This window comes from Rhodoflexus sp. (assembly GCF_053489755.1).
This window is the reverse complement of record NZ_JBRCHD010000016.1, coordinates 113,667-138,120: the sequence shown is the minus strand read 5'-3', so window position 1 is coordinate 138,120 and position 24,454 is coordinate 113,667. Positions and strand designations below refer to the sequence as shown.

The window sequence follows — 24,454 nt, the reverse complement described above, 5'->3', positions numbered from 1 at the left end:
AAGTATTCATATGAAACGATTCAGAATTTTACTCGTTGCCTTTGCTTTCATGTCTGTTCAGGCATGGGCGCAAAATGTAGGTATCGGTACAGCTACGCCCGATAACTCAGCTATGTTGGAGATTACATCAGCCAACAGCGGTTTGCTGGTGCCACGCATGCCCGACCACAACGTAATTACTGCACCTGCCAACGGTTTGCTGGTTTTTAATACCACGCTCAACAAATTTGTTTACCGTTCAGGTACGCAATGGGTTGTATTAGACGCATGGAGTTTTAACAACGGCAACGTAGGCATAGGGAATGTAACCGCGCCAACCAATCGCTTAGAAGTTCAGGGCAACGCGCTCATTAACGGCAATTTGACAGCCAATAACCTTACTACAGCGGGCGCGGTTTCGGCAGGTGCTCTGAACGTGAGCGGTAACGTAGCCGTTACGGGTACTGTAAGCGGCAACGGAACGATTCCTTTAGGTGGCATTATTATGTGGAGCGGCTCCATTGCCTCTATTCCCGCAGGGTGGGCTTTGTGCAATGGTGCGAACGGCACTCCCGACCTCCGCGACCGTTTTATTGTAGGGGCAGGCAGTAGCTATGTGCCGGGGAATATTGGTGGGGAGAATCAAGTAACCCTCACGCTTGCTCAAATACCTGCACACGATCATACCGGAACGACGAGTTTCAATGGTGATCATTCGCATGGGATTGAAGGAACCGATGCGAATGGTCTGGCACAGCGTACAAGAAACTATCCGGGTACGACAACGGTTGATATGGGCTTCGGCGGCGGTACAGATTCAGATCCGAATGATGTGAGATGGCGTGGAACCGTTACTACTAACATAACGGGAGGACATACCCATACTTTCACAACAAGTACTGTTGGTAGTAATGGCGCACACGAAAATCGCCCCCCTTACTATGCGCTGGCTTTCATCATGCGCATTAACTAAGCCAACCAACCATTTAATCCCTTTTTGGTATGAGCATACGAAGTTTACGACAATGGGGCTGGTTGTGGCTGCTACTGCTATGTATGCAGCCGCTATGGGCGCAGCTGATCAATAACCGAACGAATATCACCATTCGCAACGGCGGTTTGCTGCACGTGAATGGCGATTTTCAGAATGCTAACAATGGCAGTACTGCCATTGATGCAGGGGCTACGCTGCGTGTTTCGGGTAGTTTCAGCAACCTGAATACGGCAACTGTGCCAAGTTTAGGTACGCTTTCACTGGGGGGCAACCTTTCGCATCAGGCATCTAACGGCTTGTTTACAACCGAAGGTCTGGTTTTGTTGAACGGTACGGGCAATCAATTAATTTCCGCTACGCTGCAAAACATCAATTTCTTTCGGCTGGAACTCAACAAGCCATCGGGTGAAATCAGTCTCGCCCGGGCAATAGATCTGCGCAATCGCCTGCTACTCAGCAGCGGACGGCTCAATTTGAGTGGTTTTGACCTCAACCTGCTCAACTTTGTTTCAGGCAGCGATGAAGGCGGTTTTTTGGAAAATGAAACCAACGCCAACCGCGTTTATGGCAATGGTTTGGTGCGGATGAATTTGCCTGCCTTTGCGCCGAACAACATCCTGACCAACCTGCGCGGCACGAGTCTGGGCATAAGCACAGGCGGCGCCAACATGGGAACTACCCAGATTTGGCGCGGACATACTGCTTTCCCGAATGCTGCTGATGGAAGCATCGTGCGTTATTTTGGTTTCAACGCTGCCAACGCTGCCAATGCGCAAGTGCGGTTGGGCTATGTGGACGATGAGGTTGCAGGCAACGAAAATAATTACGCCCTCTTTGTTTCACCTGACGGTGGAGGCTCGTTTCAAAACTTTGGAGGAACGCCGCAGGCAGCAAGTAATTTTCTGGAAAGTACTACTGCCGCACCGATTGGCAACAATACCATCCTGACCCTTGCCGATGCGAACTGCGCTAATGCCCCGCGTTTGGCAGACAATCCCGATGCGGCAACGCCGACTACTTCGGCAACTACCGGACAAACGGTAGAAGTTTATGTCATTCAGAACAATCCGTTGACGCTGCGTGTGTACAACGACCTTGCGGCAGATGGTAACGGCGCTAACCTGATTGATGCCCGATGGAGTGGAGCTTTTGTAAGCCATACCTTCCCAACGCTTAATCTGGTGCAAACCCACACGGTTAACACATCAACTGTCGGCAGATTTCTTTACACCGTAACGCTGACCAATGCGCGTGGCTGTACTAATACACGCACCTATGCCGTAAACGTATTTCCGCGATTCATACCCGATTTTACGACAACAAATGCCTGTGTAGGCGGTAATCATGATTTCACGACTGCTCATCTGAATACAGCTTTGACGGCAGATTTGACAGCAGCCGGCTATACTGCCGTGTACACGACAGAGTGGGATTTTATCGGGGCAGGTTCTTCGCCTACTACCCGCACCCTGACCGATCAGGCAAGCCACGCAGACACGCACACACGCGCTTACACAACGGCAGGGGTGTACAACGTTCGCCTGCGCCTGACGGTTAAATATCGCTCGGTGGGAGTTGACAGGATAACGCTGACCGATGAAGTTACCAAATCGGTAGAAGTGCGCCCATTGCCAACGCCCGACTTCAACTTTACTCAAGTTTGTCAAGGCGCGGCAAGTAATTTTACCATTGCAGGCACGCCGATTAGCTCGCCACTGGTTTTTCCCGGAGGCACGCCAAGCGGAATGCCTGTCAGCATCGCTACGAGCTTCTGGCAGTTTGGCGATGGCAACACGCTGACCAACACAGGAGCTAACGCGCTGAATGCGGTGAATCACACCTACACGGCGGCAGGCGTTTACACCGTCCGTCTGACAATGACTTCGGCACAGGGTTGCGTAGCTTTTGTAGAAAAAACCGTGGAGGTGCGTCCCAATCCGGTGCCTGCTTTTGATGCTACGACTGTTTGTGCAGGAGCTTCCACCACATTTACCAATAATTCCAACATTGCCAGCCCTGTCGGATTGGCGCTTACGCCCGCCATCGTGCAGTCGGAATGGATTTTTGGCGACAGCAACTCGCAGACTGTTGCAGGGGCAGACAATGTATCGCATACCTACGCTGCTCCCGGTCGCTACATGGTAACGCTGCGCACCACTTCCAACGCAACTCCTGCCTGCGTTACGGAAATTACACAGGCAGTAGATGTTTATCCGGTTCCTGTAGCTGCCTTTACTAAAACGGATGTTTGCGCAGGTACACCAACCACATTTACCAATGCTTCCACCATTGCGCAACCTTTGGGGCTGGCGGTTTTGCCGCAAATTGCTACTGCCGTATGGGATTTTGGTGATGGTAATACGCAAACACTCACAGGCGCAAACGCGCTGGACTTGGTGAATCATACCTATGCCGCAGCGGGTGTTTATACCGTAACGCTGACCGTAACTTCAAACGCACCGACCGCACCTGCCGCGTGTTCACATACGGTTACGCAAACGGTAGAAGTGCGACCTAATCCTGTTGCTGATTTTGCTTTTATGAATGACTTGTGCTTCACGGGAGCAGGTATTGAGTTTTTGAACTTTTCTGACATTGCAGACCCCGGCGGTTTGGCAAGTACACCCGAAATTGTAGAGGCTCGCTGGAACTTCGGCGATGGTTCGCCCATACTAACCGAATCGGGAGCAGATGCGTTGAACTCCGTTTCGCATACTTATGCTGCCGCAGGCGTATATACCGTTACGCTGACAGTAATTTCCAACACAGGTTGCCAGGCTGTACAGACCGAAAACATCACCCTTCATCCGCAGCCTGTGCCAAACTTTACCTTTACGCAGGTTTGCCACAATGCACCAACGACATTTACCAATGCTTCTACCGTTCCTACGCCGATTGGCTTTGGAACTGCACCGCAGATTGTTACCTCGCTCTGGAATTTTGGTGACGGCAATACCCAAACGCTGACAGGCGCTAACGCAATGAATGCGGCTACGCATACCTACGCCAATCCCGGCGTATACACAGTGCGGCTGACTGTAACTACAGATGCCCCCAATGCCTGTACGCAGTTCATTGAATACGATGTAGAAGTGCGCCCCAATCCTGTGGCAGTATTTACCTCTGCAGGTGCGGCGTGTATTGACCCCGCAGGTTTTACTTTTACCAATACCTCAACGATTGCTAGCGTTGCAGGGCTGGCAGCAACGCCTCAAATCGTGGAGTCGCGCTGGAACTTTGGCGATGGTTCGCCACTCGTTGTTCTGACAGGTGCAAACGCGCTGGATGCTGTAACGCATGTGTATGCGCTGGCAGGTACTTACCCCGTTACGCTGACCGTTGTTTCCAATACAGGATGCACGCACAGTACGACTCAGAACTTTACCGTTTATCCATTGCCGACGGCTGCTTTTACGGCTGCCAACATATGCAAAGACAGCCCGTTGACATTTGTCAATACTTCAACAGGTGCTAACGCGCTGACAACTTCGGTGTGGAATTTTGGCGACGGTTCGCCTGCGGTAACGCTGGGTGGCAATGACGATGCTACACATACCTACACAACCTTTGGTACATTCACGGTAACGCTGACTGTAACAGATGTGAATGGTTGTACACATCAGACGACACAAAATATCACGATTCATCCGCGCCCTGTGCCTGCTTTCACAGTATCTGCCTTGCGTTGTGAGACGGAAGCCATCACATTCACCAACACAACCAATACCTTTGCCGCAGCTACTACCTACGTGTGGGACTTTGGCGATAGTACTACTTCTACCGATGAGTCGCCTGTAAAAACCTATGCAACAGCAGGTTCCTACACTGTTACGCTGACTGCACTCAACGGTTTTGGCTGTACTGATGTATTCACACAAAACGTCATTGTGCATCCCAAACCTGTGTTAAATCTGGGTGGGGTAATTGGTACTTGTGCGCCCAATCTGACACTTGATGCCGAGAATCCGGGCAGTAGCTATCTCTGGAGCACAGGCGCAACTACGCAAACCATCAACGTAACCACTTCAGGTATTTACAGCGTTACCATCACCTCGCCGCAGGGCTGTGCCATTACGGAAACCGTTGAGGTACAACTGCTGGCAACAGTAAACGCCAATCTGGGACCCGACCGCGAGGAGTGCGGCGAAACCTTCTTAGATGCCCGCAACCCCGGCAGCACCTACCTTTGGAATACCGGCGCAACGACCCGCTTTATTCGTGTAACGGAAACGGGAACATATTCCGTAACTGTTACCGACCCCGCAGGCTGTCAGGAAACGGATGAAATATTTATTCGCATCAAAAAGCAGCCTTTCCTGCAATTTGCTAAGGCACAGGAAATCCTCTGTCGCGGCGAAAAGCTAACCTTGCAGCCAAGTTTCAACCAAAATGCTGTTCGCTATTTGTGGAGTACGGGCGCAACTACCCGCGCCATAGAAGTGGACAAGCCCGGCGAATACACGCTGACAATTTTCAGCGAAGACAACTGTTCAGCCACCTCATCGGTAAACGTCATTATCGGCGGACCTGAGCCGTTTGAGTTTCCAAAGGAAATCAACAAATGCTTTGGCGAGGTGGAAGTACTGGATGCCCGCAACCTTGCTCCCGGTACAACTTTCCGCTGGTCGGATGGTTCGCGCAACCGCACCCTGACCGTGCGTCAAAGCGGGGATTACTGGGTTGAAGTAAGCAAAGACGGCTGCACCATTCGCCGCTCGGTGAAAGTTACTTTTGCCGATGAGGTAAAAATACCTGAAAATCAAGTGGAAATATGCAGCGATGAAACCGCTGTTCTGGATGCAGGCAATCCGGGCAGCCGCTACCTGTGGAGTACGGGCGCAACTACGCAAACCATTCAGGCGCGCATTGCAGGCGTTTACCGCGTACAAATCACTACTGCGCAAGGCTGTGTAAGTCAACATGAAATCCGCCTGAACATAAAACCGCGTCTGCGCGTGGATTTAGGCACTGACCGCACCTCCTGTGAGCCTGTCGTATTAGATGCAGGCAATGCAGGGGCGCGTTTCCGCTGGTCGGACGGTTCTACGACGCAAACCCTGCGCGTTACCCGTTCCGGCACCTACAGCGTAACCGTTACCCGCGATGATGCTTGCGAAGCGCAAGGCACAGTAACTATTACTATCCGCGAGCCTGAAATGCTGACTCCGACCGAACTTACCATTTGCGAGGGCGACAGCGAAACCCTGACAGGCGGCGAAGCACAAAGCTACCGATGGAGCACAGGCGCAACTACGCGCAGTATCTCCGTTGCGCAGGCAGGCAGCTACCGTGTAGAAATGACCGACGCAGAGGGTTGCGTGCGCGTGCAGGATTTTGTGGTGCGCACCCGTCCGAAACTGACTGTAGATTTGGGGGCAAATCAGGTGTCTTGTACGCCTGTAACGCTCAACGCAGGCAATGCAGGGGCGCGTTTCCGCTGGTCGGATGGTTCTACGACGCAAACCCTGCGCGTTACCCGTTCCGGCATCTACAGCGTAACCGTCATGCGCGATGGGTTCTGTGAGGCGAAAGCTTCCGTTACTATCACCATAGAAGAGCCGGCGCTGGAAGTAACCCTCGGCGATGACAAAGAAATCTGTGAGGGCGAGTCCGTAACCTTAGATGCGGGCAATCCCGGCATGAGCTACGAATGGAGCACAGGCGAAACAACTCGTACCATTACCGTTGCAAGGGCAGGTATTTACCGCGTTCGCGTGCGCAACGGACAGTGCGTAGCTACCGACGAGATAGAAGTAAAAGTCAATCCACTGCCACAGTTGCAACTGCCTCAGGAGCAGCAACTTTGCGAAGGCAACAGCCTTGAGCTGGAAGTAAACGCACAGGCGGGTGTTCAGTACAACTGGACGCGCGAAGGCGGCAACTTTACGGCGAGCGGCAGCAAGGTAACTATCTCTCAGACAGGCAGATATACCGTAACTGCTACAAGCGATAAAGGATGCGTAACAACCCGCACCATCAACATTATCCGCAATCCGCAAAGCATTGAAGCGCAGTTCCTTTCGCAAAGTGAAGTAGGTGTAAACGAAGAGGTGCAGTTTATCAACGTATCGCATCCCGCTCCGACACGTCAGGAGTGGAACTTTGGTGATGGCAACAGAAGTACAGCCCTCAATCCGACGCATCGCTACAGCCGCGAAGGTACTTTTGAGGTAACACTCAAAGTAAGCAATGGCATTTGTGAAAACATCCGCACCAAGCGTATTATTGTGCAGCGTCAGCAGGGTGGCAGGCTGCCCAACGACGGACTGGCACAGGGTGCGCCGCCCTCAAATGCTTCTGCATTCAAAGGCATTGTAGAGGCGCGGGTATTCCCGAATCCTGCACGCAGCAAGTTTACTTTGGATGTGAAGATGGGCGATGAGGCAGCCGTGCGAATGCAGTTCTACGACCTGCGCGGCATACCTGTCAGCGAAACCTTTGAGGTAAAAGCCAAAGATTTCAGCAGAGAGTTTGACTTCGGACACCTGCCTACAGGGCTTTACCTACTGAAAATCACTTCGGATGATCATTCGCTTGTGCTTCGTGTAATGAAAGAATAGCTTCGGGTAGGTATTTCAATAAATCGCCCTGCAAAATAACTCATTTGCTAGGGCGATTTTTACTGATAATCAGATGATTTTTCGTTTTCTGCTAATTATTTTTGCTAATGTCAATCCATGTAAGTAATTAACATATTTGATTCTTAATTTGCCAGACAATAAACTTTTTGCTAAAAAAAATATTCGTAGCTTTGCAGCCAAATAAATCTTCGTTATGGATTACCAGTTATTGGATAACAAGTATGCGCAGGTAGTTGCTCTCGATGAGGCAGCAACCGTTATTTGTACACTTAAGACCGACTACATTCCAGCGAAGGACTTCCAAGAAATCTTTGCGATAATTGGAGATTACGTTAAGCAAAATCAGGTACAGAAGATGATTTTGGATAAACGCAATCTGAAAGTTTTTCATCAGGCATCTATGGTATGGTATCATGTAGAGTGGAAGCAAGAGATGAAACAATATGGTTTAGTGTCTTATCGAAAATTACTGCCACAAGACGATTTTTTCCGCAAAGCAGTAGAAATTGCTCGTAAGAAGATTGTGAGAGAATATCCTGCTTTCCATTTTGAGGACTTTGACATCCGCTACTGCGACACGATGGAAGAAGCGCTGCAGAGCTAAGTAACCAGTCAGTAGCTTAAAGTTCTCTTTGCTGCTTTTATGACCTCTGTTGTTTGTGACGTGCAGGCTGTGCCTATGGTGTTTTTTTTAGCCGGTAACACCAAAACAAATCATCTGCCATGCAGTTTTCATCCCGTAGGAATCGCATATTGGTAGCATCGAAATTATCTCTGCCCCTTTTTCTGAGGCTGTCCAAAAAGGACGAACGTAGCGCAGACTTCGGTCTGTAACTATTTGTTTGTCAAGTAATTAACAAATCACAGATTAGAGTACGTGTTATTTTTTGGACAGCCTCGATTTACCCATCATGCAATTCCTAATGTTATTAGGAACACTGATGAGGGCTGATAGCGCATGTTTTCACAGATTTTTTATTGACAAAAAACGGCGTTTATCTGAGTTTACGCACCGGGCGTTTCGGTGCAGAAATAGTTGTGATTACTCGCTTAACAATTGCTTTACAAAGCGATCAAACTCTTCTACATATTCGGTGTAATAACGACCTGTACCCGGGCCGCTGAATCCTGTGTGAATCTTGCGCACTTTGCCTTTTTTGTCAATGAAAATAGTTGTTGGGTAGGCAATAACCGCATTGAGCATCGGTAGTGTAGCATTGGCGGCTTCTTTTTCTGTAGTGCCTGCAAAGAGTATTTCGTAGTTAACTTTCAAACGCTTGGCCATTTTGAGTATGCGCGGTTGAGATTCTTCAAATGTTGGAGAGCGTTCATAGGCAAGCCCAATTATCTCTAAACCTTTGTCTTTATTGGCATCATAATAAGGTGCCAGAAAAGCAGTTTCATCCATACAATTGGGACACCATGAGCCAAGCAACTGCACTATTACAACTTTGCCTTGATAGCGTTCGTCGTCAATACTTACAGGCCGACCGTCTAAGTTGGGGAAGCGGAAACTCAGCCGATCATAACCTTCTTTGAGAAAGGTAAGTTTCTCAGGATCAGGTAGTTTGGCGTTTTCGTTGCGTGTTGCTTGCCAGCGGCGGTGGCCGCTGATACCCGACCATGTCTCGCCTGTGATTTGATCGGAAGCAACCATACCTTCAAACAGCAAGATACTTTCGCCATTGAATGTGGAAAGACTGAATCTATTGCCGCTGACTTGCCCTTCCAGAAAACGATAGTCGCCTGTGGGTGTCAGGAAAGTGCCTGTAAGGTGATTGGCTTTTTGTGTGAAAATGCCTACCGCCTGCGAGGTGCGTCCTTCGGCAGTCGTAAAAGTTACATCCCACTTGCCTGATATATCAACAGTCGCCTGATCGGGATTCTTGCTGAAGCGATGCGTTTCGCCGTGCTGTGCCTGAAACGGTACGCGGTAGATCGCATTGCCGGGCAGGTTTTTGCTGAATACCCCGCTGAGCGTGTTGCCTTCAGATTTGGCAATAATTTCCGCATCGAATACGGGCATGTTGATGACTATTGAGTCGTTGCGATAACTCACATCTGTAGCTTCTATGCGCTCCTCGCCGTTTCGAATAATGAATATTGGTGTGGCTTCTTTGCGCTCGCGGACTTCCATCAAAAACGGAACTTCTTTGTTCTGAATACTCAAAATAGCACGCCAGATGCCTGAGGGAATGTTTTGTGCCTGAGCAGTGGGCAAACCTGCCAATAAAAATACCATTAGCACGAGTGATGTTTTCATGTGAAGTTGATTAATAATGTTGTCTGACAAATCCGTTAAAACCTTTGGTTTTCAGACGCGCAGCAAGCGCCTGCGCCTGATCAATTGTGCCCTCGCCTGCTATAATGCGAAAAACCCGCACAGATCCTGACCATCCGGTCTGGATATAAACGTTTGCAAAGCGGGTTTGTTCTACCTCGCGCCCTTTGCGGATGGCTGCCTGTAGCTGGCTGAATGAGCCTACTTGCACCCCGTATCCTTCGGGATAGGTGATAGTTCCGTCCAATTGATAGGTGTTGATACCTGCAAAAGTTTCGGTATCAAGGGGTTGGTTGCCGGGTCTTTGCTGTGGCTCGGGTTGTGGTCGGGTTTCCCGCTGAGGAGCTTGTTTCTCTTCTGGTCTGGGGGGAGGCTCAGGTTGCGGTGGTGGCGAATTAGGGGCAGGGTTGGTATTACCACTTTCTTCACGGCTTTCGTTAGATCCATCTTTTTTGCCCAGCAGGCGGCGGATGCGCTCCAATACCGAGCGGCGCTGGTTGTCTTCGCTTGTATTTGTTTCTTGGTTTGGGCGCGGTGTGCTGCCTCCTCCGCGCTCTTCCTGACGGCGGATGCGTTCTTCGTTTTCGCGACGCTCCTGATCGCTCATTGGGCCGGTTTCTACGTACAGCACTTCTAACTGTACGGGTGCAACGCCTGATCTGATCATGTCAATTTTTCCTGCTGCAGCTTTCGATAAATCAATGATGCGGTTACCAACATAGGGGCCGCGATCGTTGATCCGTACGATCACCGATTGGTTGTTGCGTAGGTTGGTAACGCGCAGCAGCGTATTGAATCGGATGCGGGGGTGTGCTGCGGTTAGCGCATTCATGTCAAATTTTTCACCGTTGGCAGTCTTCCTGCCGTGAAACTGATCGGCGTAGTAGGAGGCTTCGCCGCGTTGTCTATAGCCTACCCGATTGTAAGACTGGTCTAAAGGCGCTACTGTCAGTTGCAGGGGCGGCAACAGAATCAGCACAATAAACAGATGTTTTTTTCGCACGTTTGTAAAGTTAAGTTTGGGGATATTTCCGTTACGGCAGCTACAAATGCGGCTTGACGATAGCACTTAGCTGCTGCTTGGTTTTGAGTTCTTTGGCAGCTTTGTCGGCAGCAACTTTTGTGGGATAAACGCCCAAAATGACGCGATATCTCGGCGCTGCGCTATTTGCCCGTATATAAACTTTCCCTAATTTTTTACTTTCCAGATCGCTTGCAACTTTTACTGCTTTTTCGACCTCGTTAAATGCGTGTAGCTGTAGTCCAAAACCTTTTACGGCAACTTTTGTGCCGCGCAGATCATAAGTTCCGGGCGCTGCAAATGCTTGCTTTTTTCCTGTGGGGGCAGGCTTGCTGTTTTTATTGTCAGGTGGATTTTTTTGTGTTTTTTTAGTAACTGCGCCGGACTGTGTAGCTGTAGGTTTGTTTGCTGTTACGGTTGGCTTTTTATCCGCTTCGGGTTTGGGCGCGGTAGCTACGGGGACTTCCTCATTGTCGTAGTAAACTCTTCCTTTAGCGGCAGGTTCGGGGCGATTGGCGCTGACTTCGCGGTAAGCATCGGCTACCACCTGCCCACTGCGGGGCAAAGACATCGGGCTATACTCTATTCTAAGCATCGCCTGTGTGCCGCTAATGCCTAAAGAATCGGCTGCTGCCTGCGAAATCTCCATCTCGTGCGGTGAGTTTTTGGGCAATATTCTATTGACTTTCAGCACTATTTTCGGGCTGTTCGCTGCCTGGGTGCTGGTGTGCAGATGCATACCCAGCGGCAGGCTTTTATGCGCGACCATATGCCAACTTTCTGATTCGCTATTGGCAACTATTTTTACGTTAATCGTTGCCGACTGCCTTTGCGCCAAGGCAGGCAGCAATGTAACACTTGAGAGCAATAGTAGTATCTGAAAAACCTTTCGCATTTGCGCGGATTTTACCTTATTTTAACGGGCGGCTTCGATGCCTCTGATTAAAACAGCAACCCGTTCACTGTTTACATTATTTTGTTTGTCTCATCCGTTTGAAGATGAAAAAACGATTTCCGGTCAAAGTAACACAAAACAGAGTAAAGTTGCTACTCAGCAGTCTGCTGATGCTGACTTTTGTTTCGTATGCAACGGCTCAAAGCAGGCAGCCCCGCGGTGCTGCCAATCAGCAAACAAGTGCGAAAAAGCCCCTGCACCATGGCGTTTACGACAGTTGGAAAGAAATTGCCGAGACGCAGATCGCAACTAACGGACAACTAGCTGTCTTTGCCATTAATCCGCAGGAGGGCGATGGAAAACTGCTGTTCAAAAACCTGACCAATAATCAGGAAGATTCTGTTTCGCGGGCTTCAGGTGCGCGTATCAGCTTCGATGCCACGCACGTAGCCTTTCGGATCAAGCCGCCAATGGAGCTAATGAAAACGCTGCGCCGCCAAAAGAAAAAGCGCGAAGAAATGCCACGCGATACGCTGGGCATTTACGAAGTGGCAAGCCGCCGCTCCCTGCGCGTAGCAGAAATTCAATCCTACAAAATGCCTGAAAAAGCGGGCGGATGGCTTGCCTACCAGTTAGAACCTGCGCTGCCCGAAAAGCCTGCTGCTAACAATGCGAAAACAGACACGGCAAAAAATGCCAAACCTGCCCAAGCGCCTAAAAAAGAAAGTGCAGACAACGGTTCAAGGCTCGTATTACGCAATCTGAAAACAGGGAAAGAAACTGTTTTTCAGTTTGTTACAGACTACAGCTTTGCAGCTCTCGGACAGGCGCTGACCTTTGCTACAACCGGCAACGACAGCACCATGATGCCGGGCATTTATCGCTACGATCTGGCTAAGGAGCAGTTGCAGCGCATCGCATCAGGTAAAGGCAAGTACAAGGGGCTGTCTGTCAGCGAAGACGGTGCAGCCATCGGCTTTATGGCTAACCGCGACACTGCAAAAAATGCGAAATACAGCTATGCCCTTTGTGTTTGGCAAAATGGACAGGACTCGGCGCGTATCATTGCCACCACAGGTGCAGATTTTATGCCCAAAGACTGGATCGTAAGCGAGTATGCCAATCTAAGATTCTCTAAAAACGGCAAGCGACTCTTCTTTGGCACTTCGCCCAAGCCTTTAGAGGCAGATACAACTTTGTTGCCTGAGGAGGTGGTACAGGTAGATATTTGGAACTGGCAAGATGGCTATATCCAACCGCAGCAAAAGGTACGCTTAGAGCAGGACAAACGCCGCAACTACATGGCAGTTTATCATCTGGCCGTAGATAAATTGGTACAAATTGGCAATGTGGGCTTCCCTAACATCAGTACGGGTGACGAAGGTAACGCCGACTGGGCAATCGCTGAAAACAACGAGGCGTATATCACTGAGGTAAGTTGGAACTGGAACGCCGACAGCGATATTTATCTGATCAACCTGACCGATGGTACACGTCGGTTGATTGCCAAAGGAGTCAAAGCGCGAGCGATGCTTTCTCCGCAAGCGACTTACGCTTATTGGTTCAATGCAACAGATACAGCGCTTTACGCCTATCACATCGGCGAAGGCAAACTCATCAAAGTGTCTAATGACAAGCGTTGGGTAGATGAGGAAAACGACTCGCCCGACTATCCGCGTCCGTATGGTTTTGCGGGCTGGACAGCCAACGATCGCGAAATATGGGTTTATGATCGCTACGACATCTGGTCGCTTGATCCGAAAACAGGGCAGATGCGCAACCTGACCGCCAACGGCAGAACCAATCGCCTGCGCTATCGCTATGTGCGTTTAGACAGCGAAGAGCGCTTCATAGATACGGCACAACCCGTACTGTTGCGCATGTTTAGCGAAGTTTCCAAGATGGATGGTTTTGCACGTTTAGAGGCAGGCAAACAGCCGATCGTTCTGCTGAGTTCGCCGCATTCGTTTGGTGCAGTTATCAAGGCAAAAAATGCTGATCGTCTGTTAGTTACCAGAGGCAATTTCAATGAGTTCCCCGATTTGCACGTAACAGACCTGAGTTTTAGCAATCTGCGCCGCATTAGCAATGCCAACCCGCAGCAGGCAGCTTACCTCTGGGGAACTGTCGAGCCTGTCAAATGGATTTCCGATGATGGTATTGCTCTGGAAGGGCTGCTCTACAAGCCCGAAAACTTCGACCCTGCCAAAAAATATCCCATGATTGTCTATTACTACGAAAAAAATGCAGACAATCTGTACCAGCACTATGCACCCTCGCCGGGGCGTTCCATCATCAATTACACTTACTACACCAGCAATGGCTACGTGATTTTTGTACCTGATATTGTCTATAAAATCGGCTATCCGGGCGAAAGCGCTTATAACTGTATCATGCCCGGCGTAATGAAAGTACTTGCTCAGGGATTCGTTGATCCGGATCGGATCGGCTTGCAGGGACACAGTTGGGGCGGCTATCAGACTGCCTATTTGGTTACGCGCACCAATTTGTTTCGCGCAGCAGAGGCGGGCGCACCTGTAGTCAATATGACCAGCGCCTACGGCGGTATCCGTTGGGAAAGTGGCCTGAGCCGCATTCACCAATACGAGCATACGCAGAGCCGCATTGGTGGGACTTTGTGGGAAAAGCCACTGCATTTTCTGGAAAATTCGCCGCTGTTCTATGCGCCCAAAGTCAATACTCCGGTGCTGATGATGCACAACGACGACGACGGCGCAGTGCCTTGGTATCAGGGAATTGAGTTTTTCATGGCACTAAAGCGCCTGCGAAAGCCTGTGTGGATGCTTAACTACAACGGCGAGAAACACGGACTGACGCAGCGTAAAAATCGCAAGGATTTCACAATCCGCATGTCGCAGTTTTTCGACCACTACCTCAAAGGCGCACCTATGCCTGCATGGATGGAAAAAGGCGTACCAATGATAGAAAAAGGCATCAATGCAGGTTATTAATTTTGTGCCACGCCGTTGTTTGTGTCCGCACAGGCAACGGCGTGGATTTTGAGCTTAATCCCGCTTCATATTGACGAACTGCAGCGGAATATTGTAGTCTTTCTGGCGCATGAGCGCGATCACCTCTTGCAGGTCATCAATCTTTTTGCCCGTTACGCGCACGGTTTCGTCCATGATGCTGGCTTGCACTTTCAGCCCAGAATCTTTGATATCTTTGATTATTTTTTTGGCAATATCTTTTTCGATACCCTCTTTAACGCTGATGTCTTTGCGCACCATATTGCCCGATGCGTACTCTGCTTTGCCGAAATCCAAGCATTTGGCATCCAGATTTTGTTTGACCATGCGCTCAATAATTACTTTGATAACGGCTTTCAGGCTCATTTCATTATCTGTAACGATGGTGATATGTAGCGTTTTTTTGTCTAAAGTGATTTCTGTTTTGGTGTCTTTCAGGTCGTAGCGCGTGGCGATTTCCTTGCGGGCAGTGTTAATAGCGTTATCCAGTAGCTGATGGTCAATTTTGTTAACAATATCAAAAGAAGGCATAAGCGTTTGGGTTTGATGTAATGAACCTTTGATGCTCAAATTTGGAGACAAATCGGCTTTTTTGCAATGAAGCATAAGATTGGCGACATTGTCAAAACAGGTTAAATGATGATTGTTTGTTTTCGGTTGATTTGCCTATTCGTACTGGCTGCTGTTTGTCATGTAGCTTTCGGGCAGCTACTCGTTCCTGATTCGTTAATAGCAACAGGCAAAACAGTACAAAACAACCGCGAGGGGCAGTGGATGTTTTACTCGCCCTCAGACAGGCAGTTGCAGGTGGAAGGCAGCTACCGACGCGGGCAGCCCGAAGGCAAGTGGTTTTGGTATGCCAACCGAAGAGTTTTTCACGAACAGCACTACCGCAGAGGAGTCGCTACAGGCTGGGGCAAGTGGTATGCAGATGGAAAAATCGTTTATGAGCAGTGGTTTCGCGGTGGGCAGCCCGACAGCGCATTTGCCTACTACAACAGCGCTGGGCATTATGTACTGCGCGGCATGACCGATCAAAAACGCCCGCGCGGGATGTGGCAGCTGTATTTTCCCGATGGCAAATTGGCAGCCGAGTGGCACTGGTTCAGACAGGGCGCATACCATGGCGCTTCGCAGTGGTTCTATCCGAATGGTAAAATTTTTGCCAAAGGCGATTTTTTGACAAAACTCGCGGAAGGGCGCTGGGAGTTTCGCGCTCCCGACGAAAGTTGGCAGATCAAAGGGAACTTTAAGGACGGCGTACCGCATGGCAACTGGGAGATCAGCGAGGCCGGCAAGCGCGTGAGCAGTCTTTTGTTGAAAGATGGCAAACTCGAGGGGCAACAACTGCGCTATGATGCATCGGGGCAGGTATCGGAAAGAATGATTTACGCAACAGATCAGTTACTCCGTTTGGAAGCGGGTAATCAAGTAATGATAGACACTGGCACAGGCGAGCGCATTTTCAAAGACATACATGGAAATATAGTTGCCAAAGGCAGCTACCAAAATGGATTTTTGGAAGGTAATGTTCAGTATTTCAGTGCTTTACAGGAAGTGCTGACGCAAAACTACCGCAAGGGGCAAGCCGATGGAGCATTTGAACTGCGCACTATACAAGATGAACTGCTCATGCGTGGCTACTACCGCAACGGGCAAATAGATTCCCTATGTGTATTTTTTTATCCCAATGGCGTTTTGCAGGCACAAGGGCAGGTTGTTGAAGGAATACCGCAAGGCGAGTGGCAGTTTTTTTACGCCAATCAGCATTTACAGGCAGCGGGACAGTACCACAAAGGCATCGCCGAGGGCAAATGGACATACTACGACGAACAGGGGCAAATCACTGCTACGGGTATCATGCAGGGGGGCTGCCCGACAGGTGAGTGGCTATTTTATAAGGATAAGCAGACCGTTGCCAAAGGATATTTTGAAGATGGTTTGCGGCATGGTATGTGGACAGACTACCAAGCCAACGGTAGCGTACGCGCCACAGGCAGCTATGCCCACGACTGCGAACAAGGCGAATGGCGCTATTTCCACAGCAAGGGGCAAGAGCGGCAGCGAGAAGAGTGGCAGGCAGGACGGCTGTTATCCATCAGCGACTTTGTAGCAGCTAACGGGCGCAAATTACCTGCAGGCAACTTCAAAAATGGCAACGGCAATCGCCTGATCTACCATGAAAAACGTCGTTTTTTGGGCAAATGGCAGGTCAGCATGATTGGCAACTACAAAGACGGCTTACCCGAGGGGCGCTGGCGCTACTACGACCGCAAGGGAAGGCTGCAAAAAGAACGTATTTTTGTACACGGCAAACCAAAATCGGATGACTGACAGGAGAATTTCATGGCTGTTGCTGTTGTCGTGCCTGCTTCTGGCAGCACTTGGCACACAGGCGCAGCCGCGTACCGGCAAAAGCCCTGTGCTGCGCGATGTAGCGCTTTGGATTGATACGGCACATTACCACCTCAATACAAACGGGGTTATGTTTCAGGGTATCAAGCAGTTAGCTTTTCCATATCGGGAAAGCAATACAACCGCCGAGTTGCGCATCTATTTCACACATCCCGAGGTAATTCAGCAGTGGAGATTACTACCCTCTGCCGATTTTGTAGTGCTGGATTCGCTCATGCCCGCACCAACGCAGGACTACCTAACCGCCCGACTACAGTTCCGCGATTTGGACAATGCGCAGTTTTTATCCCTGAACTTCTGGCTGATGTATAACGATGGCGGGCTGCGCGAACAGTTTTTCAATATTCGCCTAATGCCCTACAAAGTGCCGCAGGTGCGTTTCCGATTAGCTAAAGACGAGCTTTACGTTGGCGAAGAGGAAGTAATGGACATAGAAGTCAGCGATCCGGATGCCTTGCTCATTGATAATCAATGGACTGAAAACCAGCCGATTGACTATAAGATTTCCCAGTTTCAAGGACGCGTTCGCCTGCATCTTGCAGCCAATGAACCGGGCTTACACAATTTGAGCATCCAATTAGCTACGCGGCGACCTTTCATTGGCCCAAACGGGCAGCCTACGTTTCAGTTGCCGCCTATCTCGCTTACCATTCAGTCGAGGCAAAGTCGCCTAATATTTTTGCGACTGCATAAGAACGATATCTTTTACAACGAACAGAACGGTAACGAACTGGAAGTAGAGATGGATTATCACCGCAACCTGCAAATGCGCAAAACCTATCGCATTGAAAGTCAGGAAGAACCGGGTGGCAGGCTCATTGGTGAGATATTTACCAAAAGCAAGCTGAGTACCAATCGCGTGTTGTGTACAATGCGGCTGTATGGTTTGCACAGGCAGCAAAATGGCTATTTGTATATTAAAGATGGCGATCAGGCAGTTTACTTGACCAATACGAACATTATTCCGCGCACAACGATTGCCCGCATAACGGTTTCCCGCGATGGGGCAGAGTGGACAGACAACCTGAACGTACAGCCCGGCGAAAGTCTGGATATGCGCATCGAGGGGCGCTCGCTCAACAAGGCGCAGTTTTCATTTGATGGTTTGCCTACCGTACAGGAAGACAGCCTGCTGCGCAATGAAAATCTGGTGCAGTTTCGCGTAAAAATTCCCCAAGACATTGCCCGCCGCCGGGTTGCCTTGATTATGAACGGGCAAAATTCGGGCTTTAGCCTGACAATCAGGGAGTTTCAGCGAGCTAAACCCCTCGATTTTGTCAAAATTGACTACGGCAGAGGCTACCAGCGCCTGACCGATATTACCTCGCTTGTACTGTACGACAAAGTATTACAGGAAATTAATATCGCCTTTGAAACTGATAGCATTGATCTGCCCGATCGTTTGTTTGGCAAGCAATATCTCGAGGCAGAAGTCCGCATCAGTTCGCAAACTAACCAGCTTTTGGAGTTCCGAAGGATCGAGAATCTGTGTGCCTGCCCTTCGGAAAGTTCGGTCAGGGGGAGCTTCTATGATCGGAAGGACTGTACGCGAGGCATAATCCTGCTCAACAACATCCTGAGCCGCAAAACCCGCGATCTGGAGGACTGGAGTCGCGTAGAAATTACTTTCAGGCATCGCGCCGACAGGCATGGCGGAGATACGTATAACCACAAAATAGAAATCGTGTTGCAACGCCACTATTCGTTTGACATAGACGTATCTTTCCCTGCCGGTTTGATTACCAAGAAGATAGGCGAAGAAGGTTTTACTTCGCTCGGTGGTATCAGCTTGGCTGTTATCGCGCAGTTTCGCTTTTTTCAACCCAACAAGGTAGCTGCCTTAAGACCATACAGGATAGGGGTAGGGGCTTTGGCGCTCAATGCCTTCAACTTCAACACCACCAACGACAATCGCGATTTGGGGATAGTAGTGCTAGGTTCAGTTTTTCCCAGTCGCCGCGATTTAAAACTCAGTTTTCCGCTTTTTGGTGGTTTTGGCTACTTAATTCGCGATGCGCGATGGTTTTTTTTGGTAGGCCCGGGTGTGCGGATTCAACTTTAACATTTTTTTGCAAATTTTTGCTTTTCTCGTTTTAGCTTACAATCTTGCCGGTGTTTCTGTGTTAAGCCGAGACGATCTGATTTTGGTACCGCAATCGATTTGTTTTTTTACGACTATACACGGACGCACTTAAGTTTTTTTACCAAAATATAACCAATGAAAAAGCAACAACTTCACTGGGCACTTTTTGCGTGCTTAGCCATTGCTATGTCCTCTTGTTTTCAGGACAAGCGCGTTTTCTTTAACGATTCCTTAGTAGAATTTAACGAAACCGTAACCCGTACACCCGCTTTGGGTGTGAATTATCCGATTATTGCCGTTCGCACAGGACAGGGAGCGCTTAGCACTCAGATCAATCTGGTAGGTGCGCAACGTCCTGATGCGCAGACTGTTCGCGTGAGTGTAGATGCACAGGCAAGCACGGCGCGTGAGGGAGTGCATTATCGCGATAGATGGCGGTGCAGTAACTATTCCTGCTAACAGTAGTTTTGGTGCTTTGCGTTTCGAGATATTGCCTGCTCCTGTTCCGGCTGGTCAGAGTTTTACGTTAGTTTTTGTGCTCCAGGGCAATGAGCAGATCAAGCCGAGCAACAACTACGCACGCATCGGCTATCGCATCAATCCTTAAGTAGTTTCATCGTTACATTTTCATCTTTTTTCCAATTGAGTTTATGAAACACAGATTTTTACCATTTCTGCTGTTGATGCTGTTGCCTTTTTTGGCAATGGCACAAAAGACAATTACGGGGCGGGTTATATCCAATGAGGATAAAGAGCCGCTGCCCGGTGTAACCGTACAGGTCAAAGGTACCACTACCGGTACGCAGACCGATTTTGAGGGTAAATTCCGCATTACGGTAGAAGACAATGCCAAAGTATTGATTTTCAGATTTTTAGGCTTGCGTACACAAGAGGTCGAAATCAATAACCGCAGCATAATAGATGTATCAATGATTGTGGATGACAGGGTACTCAACGAGGTAGTTGTTACGGGCTATTCAGTGATTGAGAAGCGCGAAATTACAGGGGCTATTGCCTCGGTAAAAGGCGATGTAATTCAGAACCTGCCCATGCAGAGTTTTGACCGCGCTTTGCAAGGACGTGCGGCAGGTGTACTGGTGCAGTCTGCCAATGGTGCGCCGGGTGGGGCGGTTAGTGTCCGCATTCGCGGTGTAGGTTCTATTACTGCGGGTAATCAGCCCCTCTATATAGTAGATGGTGTGCAGATGAATATTCGCAACGACGGCGGCGAAACAGTCAACAACAACCCGCTTGCCTTCCTCAATCCCAACGATATTGAGTCTATCGAGGTATTGAAAGACGCTGCAACAGCATCTATTTACGGGGCGCAGGCTTCCAACGGCGTTATCTTGGTAACGACTAAAAAAGGTAAACAAGCCAGCCGCACCAATTTTGAGTTTAATTACTACCGTGGTATTGTTGAGCCTATTCGCGTGTTAGACGTGATGAATACGCAAGAGTTTATTGCTGCCCGCATAGAGGCGATACAGAACTCAAGCCCTACGGCAAGCCCGGCGGCGGTTCGCAACACGGCGCTTAGCCAGTTAGGTTTCCCAACAACAATGACCGATGCGGAAATTGCAGCGCTGCCGACTTACGACTGGCAGCGAGAAGCCTACAAAACAGGGATTATTAACAACTATGAACTTGCGGCCAGCGGGGGTACAGATAAAACGACTTTCTATGCCTCGTTATCTGCCAACCAACAAGATGCAAGTTTGATCAATATTGATTTTTCGCGTATTGCAGGACGTTTGAGCCTGACACAAAAGGTAAATTCAAAACTTACTTTCGAAACAGGTATCAACCTGAGCACCTTTACGCAGCGCGGTCCTTATGGCAGCGCAAACGGTAGCCTTGCATTTGGTGCGCCGCAATATTCCGCCCCGATTATTTTGCCTTTTAACCCGATCTATGATCCTGAATCCCCTACAGGCTTTTTTGGTTTACCCGGTACAGGACAAGTACTGGTAGGCGATTTGAGCCAGAACGTAATTGCCAACTCAAACTTTATCAAGTCAAAAGGTTTGACTAACCAGATGGTAGCCAATCTATCAGCGACCTATCAGATTGCCAAAGGATTGACTTTCAAAGCATTTGGTGGTATGGATTATCGGATGTTGTACACAGAGTTTTACGGCGATCCTCGTTTGTCTGACTACTTCAATATTCAGGGAACGCTGACCGTAAACAATAACTACAACAAAAACCTGACGACCAACGCAACCCTGAACTACACAAAAAACTTTGCAGAAAAGCATACAATCAATGCACTGATAGGTACTGAGTACCGCGAAGATATACAGGAAGCCAATGGCTCCAACGGACAGGGTTTCCCTACACCGGATTTTAGTACAACCAATGCTGCTGCCCGTCCGGTAAGTATCAGCGGTTTTTGGACAGGTTTCAGCCGTTCCGGTGCTTTTACCAACGTCCGCTACGACTTCAGCAAAAAGTACATCGTAAACCTGACAGCGCGTTACGATGGTTCTTCGCGCTTTGGTGCCAACACGCGCTTTGGCCTGTTTCCTTCTGTATCCGGTGCATGGAATATCAGTGAAGAGGCTTTCCTGAAAGGCAACCAGACACTGTCTGAACTGCGCCTGCGTGCCAGCTGGGGAACTACAGGTAACGACCAGATTGGCAATTTTGCTTCCCGCAGCCTCTACGGACTTGGCGGCGTTTACCAGGGCAACCAAGGCATTGGGCCAAGCGGCTTGGGTAACCCCGACCTTCGCTGGGAGCGCAACGTTACAACAAACCTGGGCATTGATTATGCCTTGTTTGAAGGTCGCGTCAGAGGTGCAGTTGAAGCGTACCGCCGCTTGAGCAAAGACCTGCTGCTGAGCCAGCCTGTACCGCAAACTTCAGGTTTCAGCAGTATCACACAAAACGTAGGTGAGGTAATGAACCAAGGCATCGAGATAGAATTGAATACAACCAATTTCAATACGGAAAGTGGCTTCAAGTGGGAGACCAACTTCAATATTTCTTTCCTTGAAAACAAAGTTACAAAACTGTACGATGGACTGGATGTACTGCCCGGCAACCTTGGTATCCGCGTAGGATTTCCACTGTTTACCAACGTAGGTGTACCGTTTGCGGGTGTAAACCCTGCCAACGGCCGCCCGATGTGGTATGACAAAGACGGCAATATTACTTATTTGGTATTAGCAGCCGATCAGCGTCCGCTGGGGCATTCCAACCTCTCGACTATGTTTGGCGGCTTTACCAATACCTTTAGCTACAAAGGCTTAGAGCTTGCTGTGTTCTTCCAATACGACTACGGCAGAGTAGCCGCCAACCAGCAGGAGTTCCGCCTCGCCGATTTAGGTGGCGTATTGCGCAATGGCTTGCGCTATTATTATGAAAATCGTTGGACAACGCCTGGTCAGATTACCGACGTTCCTAAACCTGCTAACAACCGCACAGAGATTGCAGGACGGATTTCTTCTTATCAGTCAATCAACCGTTTTTATCAGGATGCATCCTACATCCGTCTGAAGCAACTGACATTGTCTTACAACCTGCAGTCTGCATGGGTTTCTAAGGCAAAGCTGAATGGCTTGCGCGTGTATGCACAGGCTGTAAACTTACTGACATGGACAAAGTGGACAGGATTTGACCCTGAGTTTGTGGATTTGGGCACAGGTAACCAGGGGATCATCCCGCAGGCGCGTAATTATACCTTTGGTGTGCAAGCGCGCTTCTAATCTCCAATGAAAACAATGTTGAATTGAAAATTTTCAAATGCAATGAAAAAAATCCAAAAATATTTTCTGGTATTGCTAGCAGGTTTCAGCCTTTGGAGTTGCCAGAGTGCATTAAACATAGAGCCTCGGCAGTCGATAGATGCCTCAAGAGCATTGAACTCGCCCGAAGCTGTCAATGCTGCCATTACTAATGTTTACAGCTACCTGAAAGCACAGGTATTATATGGTAGAGATCTTATTGCAACTGTGGAGGCTATGGCCGATAATTCGCGCATCATCAACCGTGCGGGTGGGCGTTATGTCAATCAGGGCAACAACGTGTTGGGTTCTCACGTAGGCGGATGGGCAACTTACTTTGCTGCTGTCAATGAGATTAACCTGATTCTGGAAGCATTGCCCGGGGTAGCCTTTACAGAAACACGCCGTTCGGAAATTGAAGGTGAGTTGCGTTGTATTCGTGCGCTGCTGTACTTCAATATGTCTCGTATCTACGGTTGGGATCCCGGTGCTGTAGTGTCGCAGTTTGACAAGGGGAGTGTACCATTGATGCTGACAGGCATCAGCAAACTGACACAGATTACACAGCCTGCACGCGCACCTATTCGCGACATGTACCAGCAGCTGTACCGCGACTTGCAAGAGGCGATACAGAAAGCACCTACTACCGGTGGGCCTCATCGCATTACCAGAGGGGCAGCTTTTGCCATCTTTGCCAAGGTCGCGCTCTACAACACAGACTGGGAAAATGCAGCCCGTTATGCAACTAATGCAATCAACTCTAATGTTGGCAGATTGGTAACCAATGCTAACTACATACCTGCCTGGCGCGAGCGTGTACATCCCGAGTCTATTTTTGAAATTCTTTTCCAAATAGATGCAGAATCTCATGGGGTAAACGAGTCCAATCAGTCTGCATTTACAACTCGCGTGTCGCTTACCTCCAATGCTTTAGGCGGCTGGGGTGCGGTAGTCCCTACACCGGAGTTTCTTGCATTGCATCAAACCGGCGACATCCGTCGTCAGTTGTACCAGAATGGCGTAAATCGCTCCAATATCGTTGTAGAAGAATGCACCAAGTTTTTAGGTAAAACGGGAACAATCTATATGGATCATATTCCTGTACTGCGTGTTTCTGAAATGATTTTGATTCGGGCAGAGGCCCAGGCCAGATTAGGTAATGCAGCTCAGGCACTAGCAGATGTAAACACCATTCGTACACGTGCGGGTCTGCAACCTTTGGCAGGGCTTTCGGGAGAGGCATTGCTCAATGAAATATTTTTGCAGCGCCGTTTGGAACTGGCTTTTGAGGGCGATCGTTGGTTTGATCTGAAAAGACTCGGTCGCGATGTTATCAAGGCGACCGGCAACCTACAGTTTGGCGATCCGCGCTACCTGGCACCTATCCCTTTGCGCGAACTGCAAGCTAATTCAAGCCTGGTGCAAAATAATGGTTATTAGCCTTAGCTTGTCTGTCAGCTAACAAAGTGTAACATATCCAAAAA

At 49.3% G+C, this 24,454-nt stretch carries 14 protein-coding genes; 10 read left to right on the top strand and 4 right to left on the bottom strand.

What is annotated here, in order from left to right; all coding sequences use genetic code 11:
* The first annotated feature begins 10 nt into the window (after positions 1–10).
* The 3 genes from ACWIP2_RS04520 to ACWIP2_RS04510 all read left to right on the top strand — a co-directional run bounded on the left by ACWIP2_RS04520 (position 11) and on the right by ACWIP2_RS04510 (position 8,158).
* Entirely contained in the window at positions 11–952 is a 942-nt protein-coding gene (locus ACWIP2_RS04520) for a hypothetical protein (protein WP_448518713.1), read from the top strand.
* A 29-nt stretch (positions 953–981) separates the two neighbouring features.
* The gene (locus ACWIP2_RS04515; protein WP_448518712.1) at positions 982–7,533 is read left to right on the top strand and encodes a PKD domain-containing protein; all 6,552 of its coding nucleotides are present in this window, start codon (positions 982–984) and stop codon (positions 7,531–7,533) included.
* A gap of 214 nt (positions 7,534–7,747) precedes the next feature.
* Positions 7,748–8,158: a hypothetical protein gene (locus ACWIP2_RS04510; RefSeq protein ID WP_448518711.1), complete on the top strand. Its 411-nt coding sequence runs from the start codon at positions 7,748–7,750 to the stop codon at positions 8,156–8,158.
* Positions 8,159–8,596: 438 nt separating this feature from the next.
* Here ACWIP2_RS04510 and ACWIP2_RS04505 read toward each other — a convergent pair whose 3' ends face one another.
* The 3 genes from ACWIP2_RS04505 to ACWIP2_RS04495 are packed head-to-tail and all read right to left on the bottom strand — an operon-like array spanning position 8,597 to position 11,751.
* The gene (locus ACWIP2_RS04505; RefSeq protein ID WP_448518710.1) at positions 8,597–9,817 is read right to left on the bottom strand and encodes a TlpA disulfide reductase family protein; all 1,221 of its coding nucleotides are present in this window, start codon (positions 9,815–9,817) and stop codon (positions 8,597–8,599) included.
* 10 nt (positions 9,818–9,827) lie between these two features.
* On the bottom strand, positions 9,828–10,838 hold the full coding sequence (locus ACWIP2_RS04500; RefSeq protein WP_448518709.1) for a septal ring lytic transglycosylase RlpA family protein: 1,011 nt from the start codon (positions 10,836–10,838) through the stop codon (positions 9,828–9,830).
* Between the two features lie 40 nt (positions 10,839–10,878).
* Complete coding sequence (locus tag ACWIP2_RS04495) at positions 10,879–11,751, bottom strand: SPOR domain-containing protein (RefSeq protein WP_448518708.1); 873 nt, start codon at positions 11,749–11,751, stop codon at positions 10,879–10,881.
* A gap of 104 nt (positions 11,752–11,855) precedes the next feature.
* Between ACWIP2_RS04495 and ACWIP2_RS04490 the strand changes: the two genes are divergently transcribed.
* On the top strand, positions 11,856–14,723 hold the full coding sequence (locus tag ACWIP2_RS04490) for a prolyl oligopeptidase family serine peptidase (protein WP_448518707.1): 2,868 nt from the start codon (positions 11,856–11,858) through the stop codon (positions 14,721–14,723).
* Between the two features lie 54 nt (positions 14,724–14,777).
* On the opposite strand, the gene ACWIP2_RS04485 is transcribed toward ACWIP2_RS04490, so the two are convergent.
* On the bottom strand, positions 14,778–15,272 hold the full coding sequence (locus ACWIP2_RS04485) for a YajQ family cyclic di-GMP-binding protein (protein WP_448518706.1): 495 nt from the start codon (positions 15,270–15,272) through the stop codon (positions 14,778–14,780).
* A 108-nt stretch (positions 15,273–15,380) separates the two neighbouring features.
* On the opposite strand from ACWIP2_RS04485, the gene ACWIP2_RS04480 reads away from it, so the two are divergent.
* The 6 genes from ACWIP2_RS04480 (at position 15,381) to ACWIP2_RS04455 (ending at position 24,410) form a co-directional block, all read left to right on the top strand.
* Positions 15,381–17,075 carry a toxin-antitoxin system YwqK family antitoxin gene (locus ACWIP2_RS04480; protein WP_448518705.1) on the top strand — a complete coding sequence of 565 codons (1,695 nt, stop codon included), beginning with the start codon at positions 15,381–15,383 and terminating at the stop codon, positions 17,073–17,075.
* Positions 17,068–19,218, top strand: coding sequence for a hypothetical protein (locus tag ACWIP2_RS04475; RefSeq protein WP_448518704.1), 2,151 nt, complete (start codon positions 17,068–17,070; stop codon positions 19,216–19,218). The genes ACWIP2_RS04480 and ACWIP2_RS04475 overlap by 8 nt, the downstream gene beginning before the upstream one ends.
* Before the next feature lie 156 nt (positions 19,219–19,374).
* A complete protein-coding gene (locus ACWIP2_RS04470; RefSeq protein WP_448518703.1) occupies positions 19,375–19,698 on the top strand; it encodes a hypothetical protein in 324 nt (107 codons plus the stop codon).
* Complete coding sequence (locus ACWIP2_RS04465; RefSeq protein WP_448518702.1) at positions 19,646–19,846, top strand: hypothetical protein; 201 nt, start codon at positions 19,646–19,648, stop codon at positions 19,844–19,846. The genes ACWIP2_RS04470 and ACWIP2_RS04465 overlap by 53 nt, the downstream gene beginning before the upstream one ends.
* A 43-nt stretch (positions 19,847–19,889) precedes the next feature.
* The gene (locus ACWIP2_RS04460) at positions 19,890–22,952 is read left to right on the top strand and encodes a SusC/RagA family TonB-linked outer membrane protein (protein ID WP_448518701.1); all 3,063 of its coding nucleotides are present in this window, start codon (positions 19,890–19,892) and stop codon (positions 22,950–22,952) included.
* Between the two features lie 42 nt (positions 22,953–22,994).
* The gene (locus tag ACWIP2_RS04455; protein WP_448518700.1) at positions 22,995–24,410 is read left to right on the top strand and encodes a RagB/SusD family nutrient uptake outer membrane protein; all 1,416 of its coding nucleotides are present in this window, start codon (positions 22,995–22,997) and stop codon (positions 24,408–24,410) included.
* The last annotated feature ends 44 nt before the right edge of the window (positions 24,411–24,454 follow it).

Coding starts and splice junctions, on each gene's coding strand:
- ACWIP2_RS04480 (WP_448518705.1), top strand. CDS start 15,381: ATGATTGTTTGTTTTCGGTTGATTTGCCTATTCGTACTGGCTGCTGTT.
- ACWIP2_RS04485 (WP_448518706.1), bottom strand. CDS start 15,272: ATGCCTTCTTTTGATATTGTTAACAAAATTGACCATCAGCTACTGGAT.
- ACWIP2_RS04460 (WP_448518701.1), top strand. CDS start 19,890: ATGAAACACAGATTTTTACCATTTCTGCTGTTGATGCTGTTGCCTTTT.
- ACWIP2_RS04455 (WP_448518700.1), top strand. CDS start 22,995: ATGAAAAAAATCCAAAAATATTTTCTGGTATTGCTAGCAGGTTTCAGC.
- ACWIP2_RS04505 (WP_448518710.1), bottom strand. CDS start 9,817: ATGAAAACATCACTCGTGCTAATGGTATTTTTATTGGCAGGTTTGCCC.
- ACWIP2_RS04515 (WP_448518712.1), top strand. CDS start 982: ATGAGCATACGAAGTTTACGACAATGGGGCTGGTTGTGGCTGCTACTG.
- ACWIP2_RS04510 (WP_448518711.1), top strand. CDS start 7,748: ATGGATTACCAGTTATTGGATAACAAGTATGCGCAGGTAGTTGCTCTC.
- ACWIP2_RS04470 (WP_448518703.1), top strand. CDS start 19,375: ATGAAAAAGCAACAACTTCACTGGGCACTTTTTGCGTGCTTAGCCATT.
- ACWIP2_RS04475 (WP_448518704.1), top strand. CDS start 17,068: ATGACTGACAGGAGAATTTCATGGCTGTTGCTGTTGTCGTGCCTGCTT.
- ACWIP2_RS04495 (WP_448518708.1), bottom strand. CDS start 11,751: ATGCGAAAGGTTTTTCAGATACTACTATTGCTCTCAAGTGTTACATTG.
- ACWIP2_RS04520 (WP_448518713.1), top strand. CDS start 11: ATGAAACGATTCAGAATTTTACTCGTTGCCTTTGCTTTCATGTCTGTT.
- ACWIP2_RS04490 (WP_448518707.1), top strand. CDS start 11,856: ATGAAAAAACGATTTCCGGTCAAAGTAACACAAAACAGAGTAAAGTTG.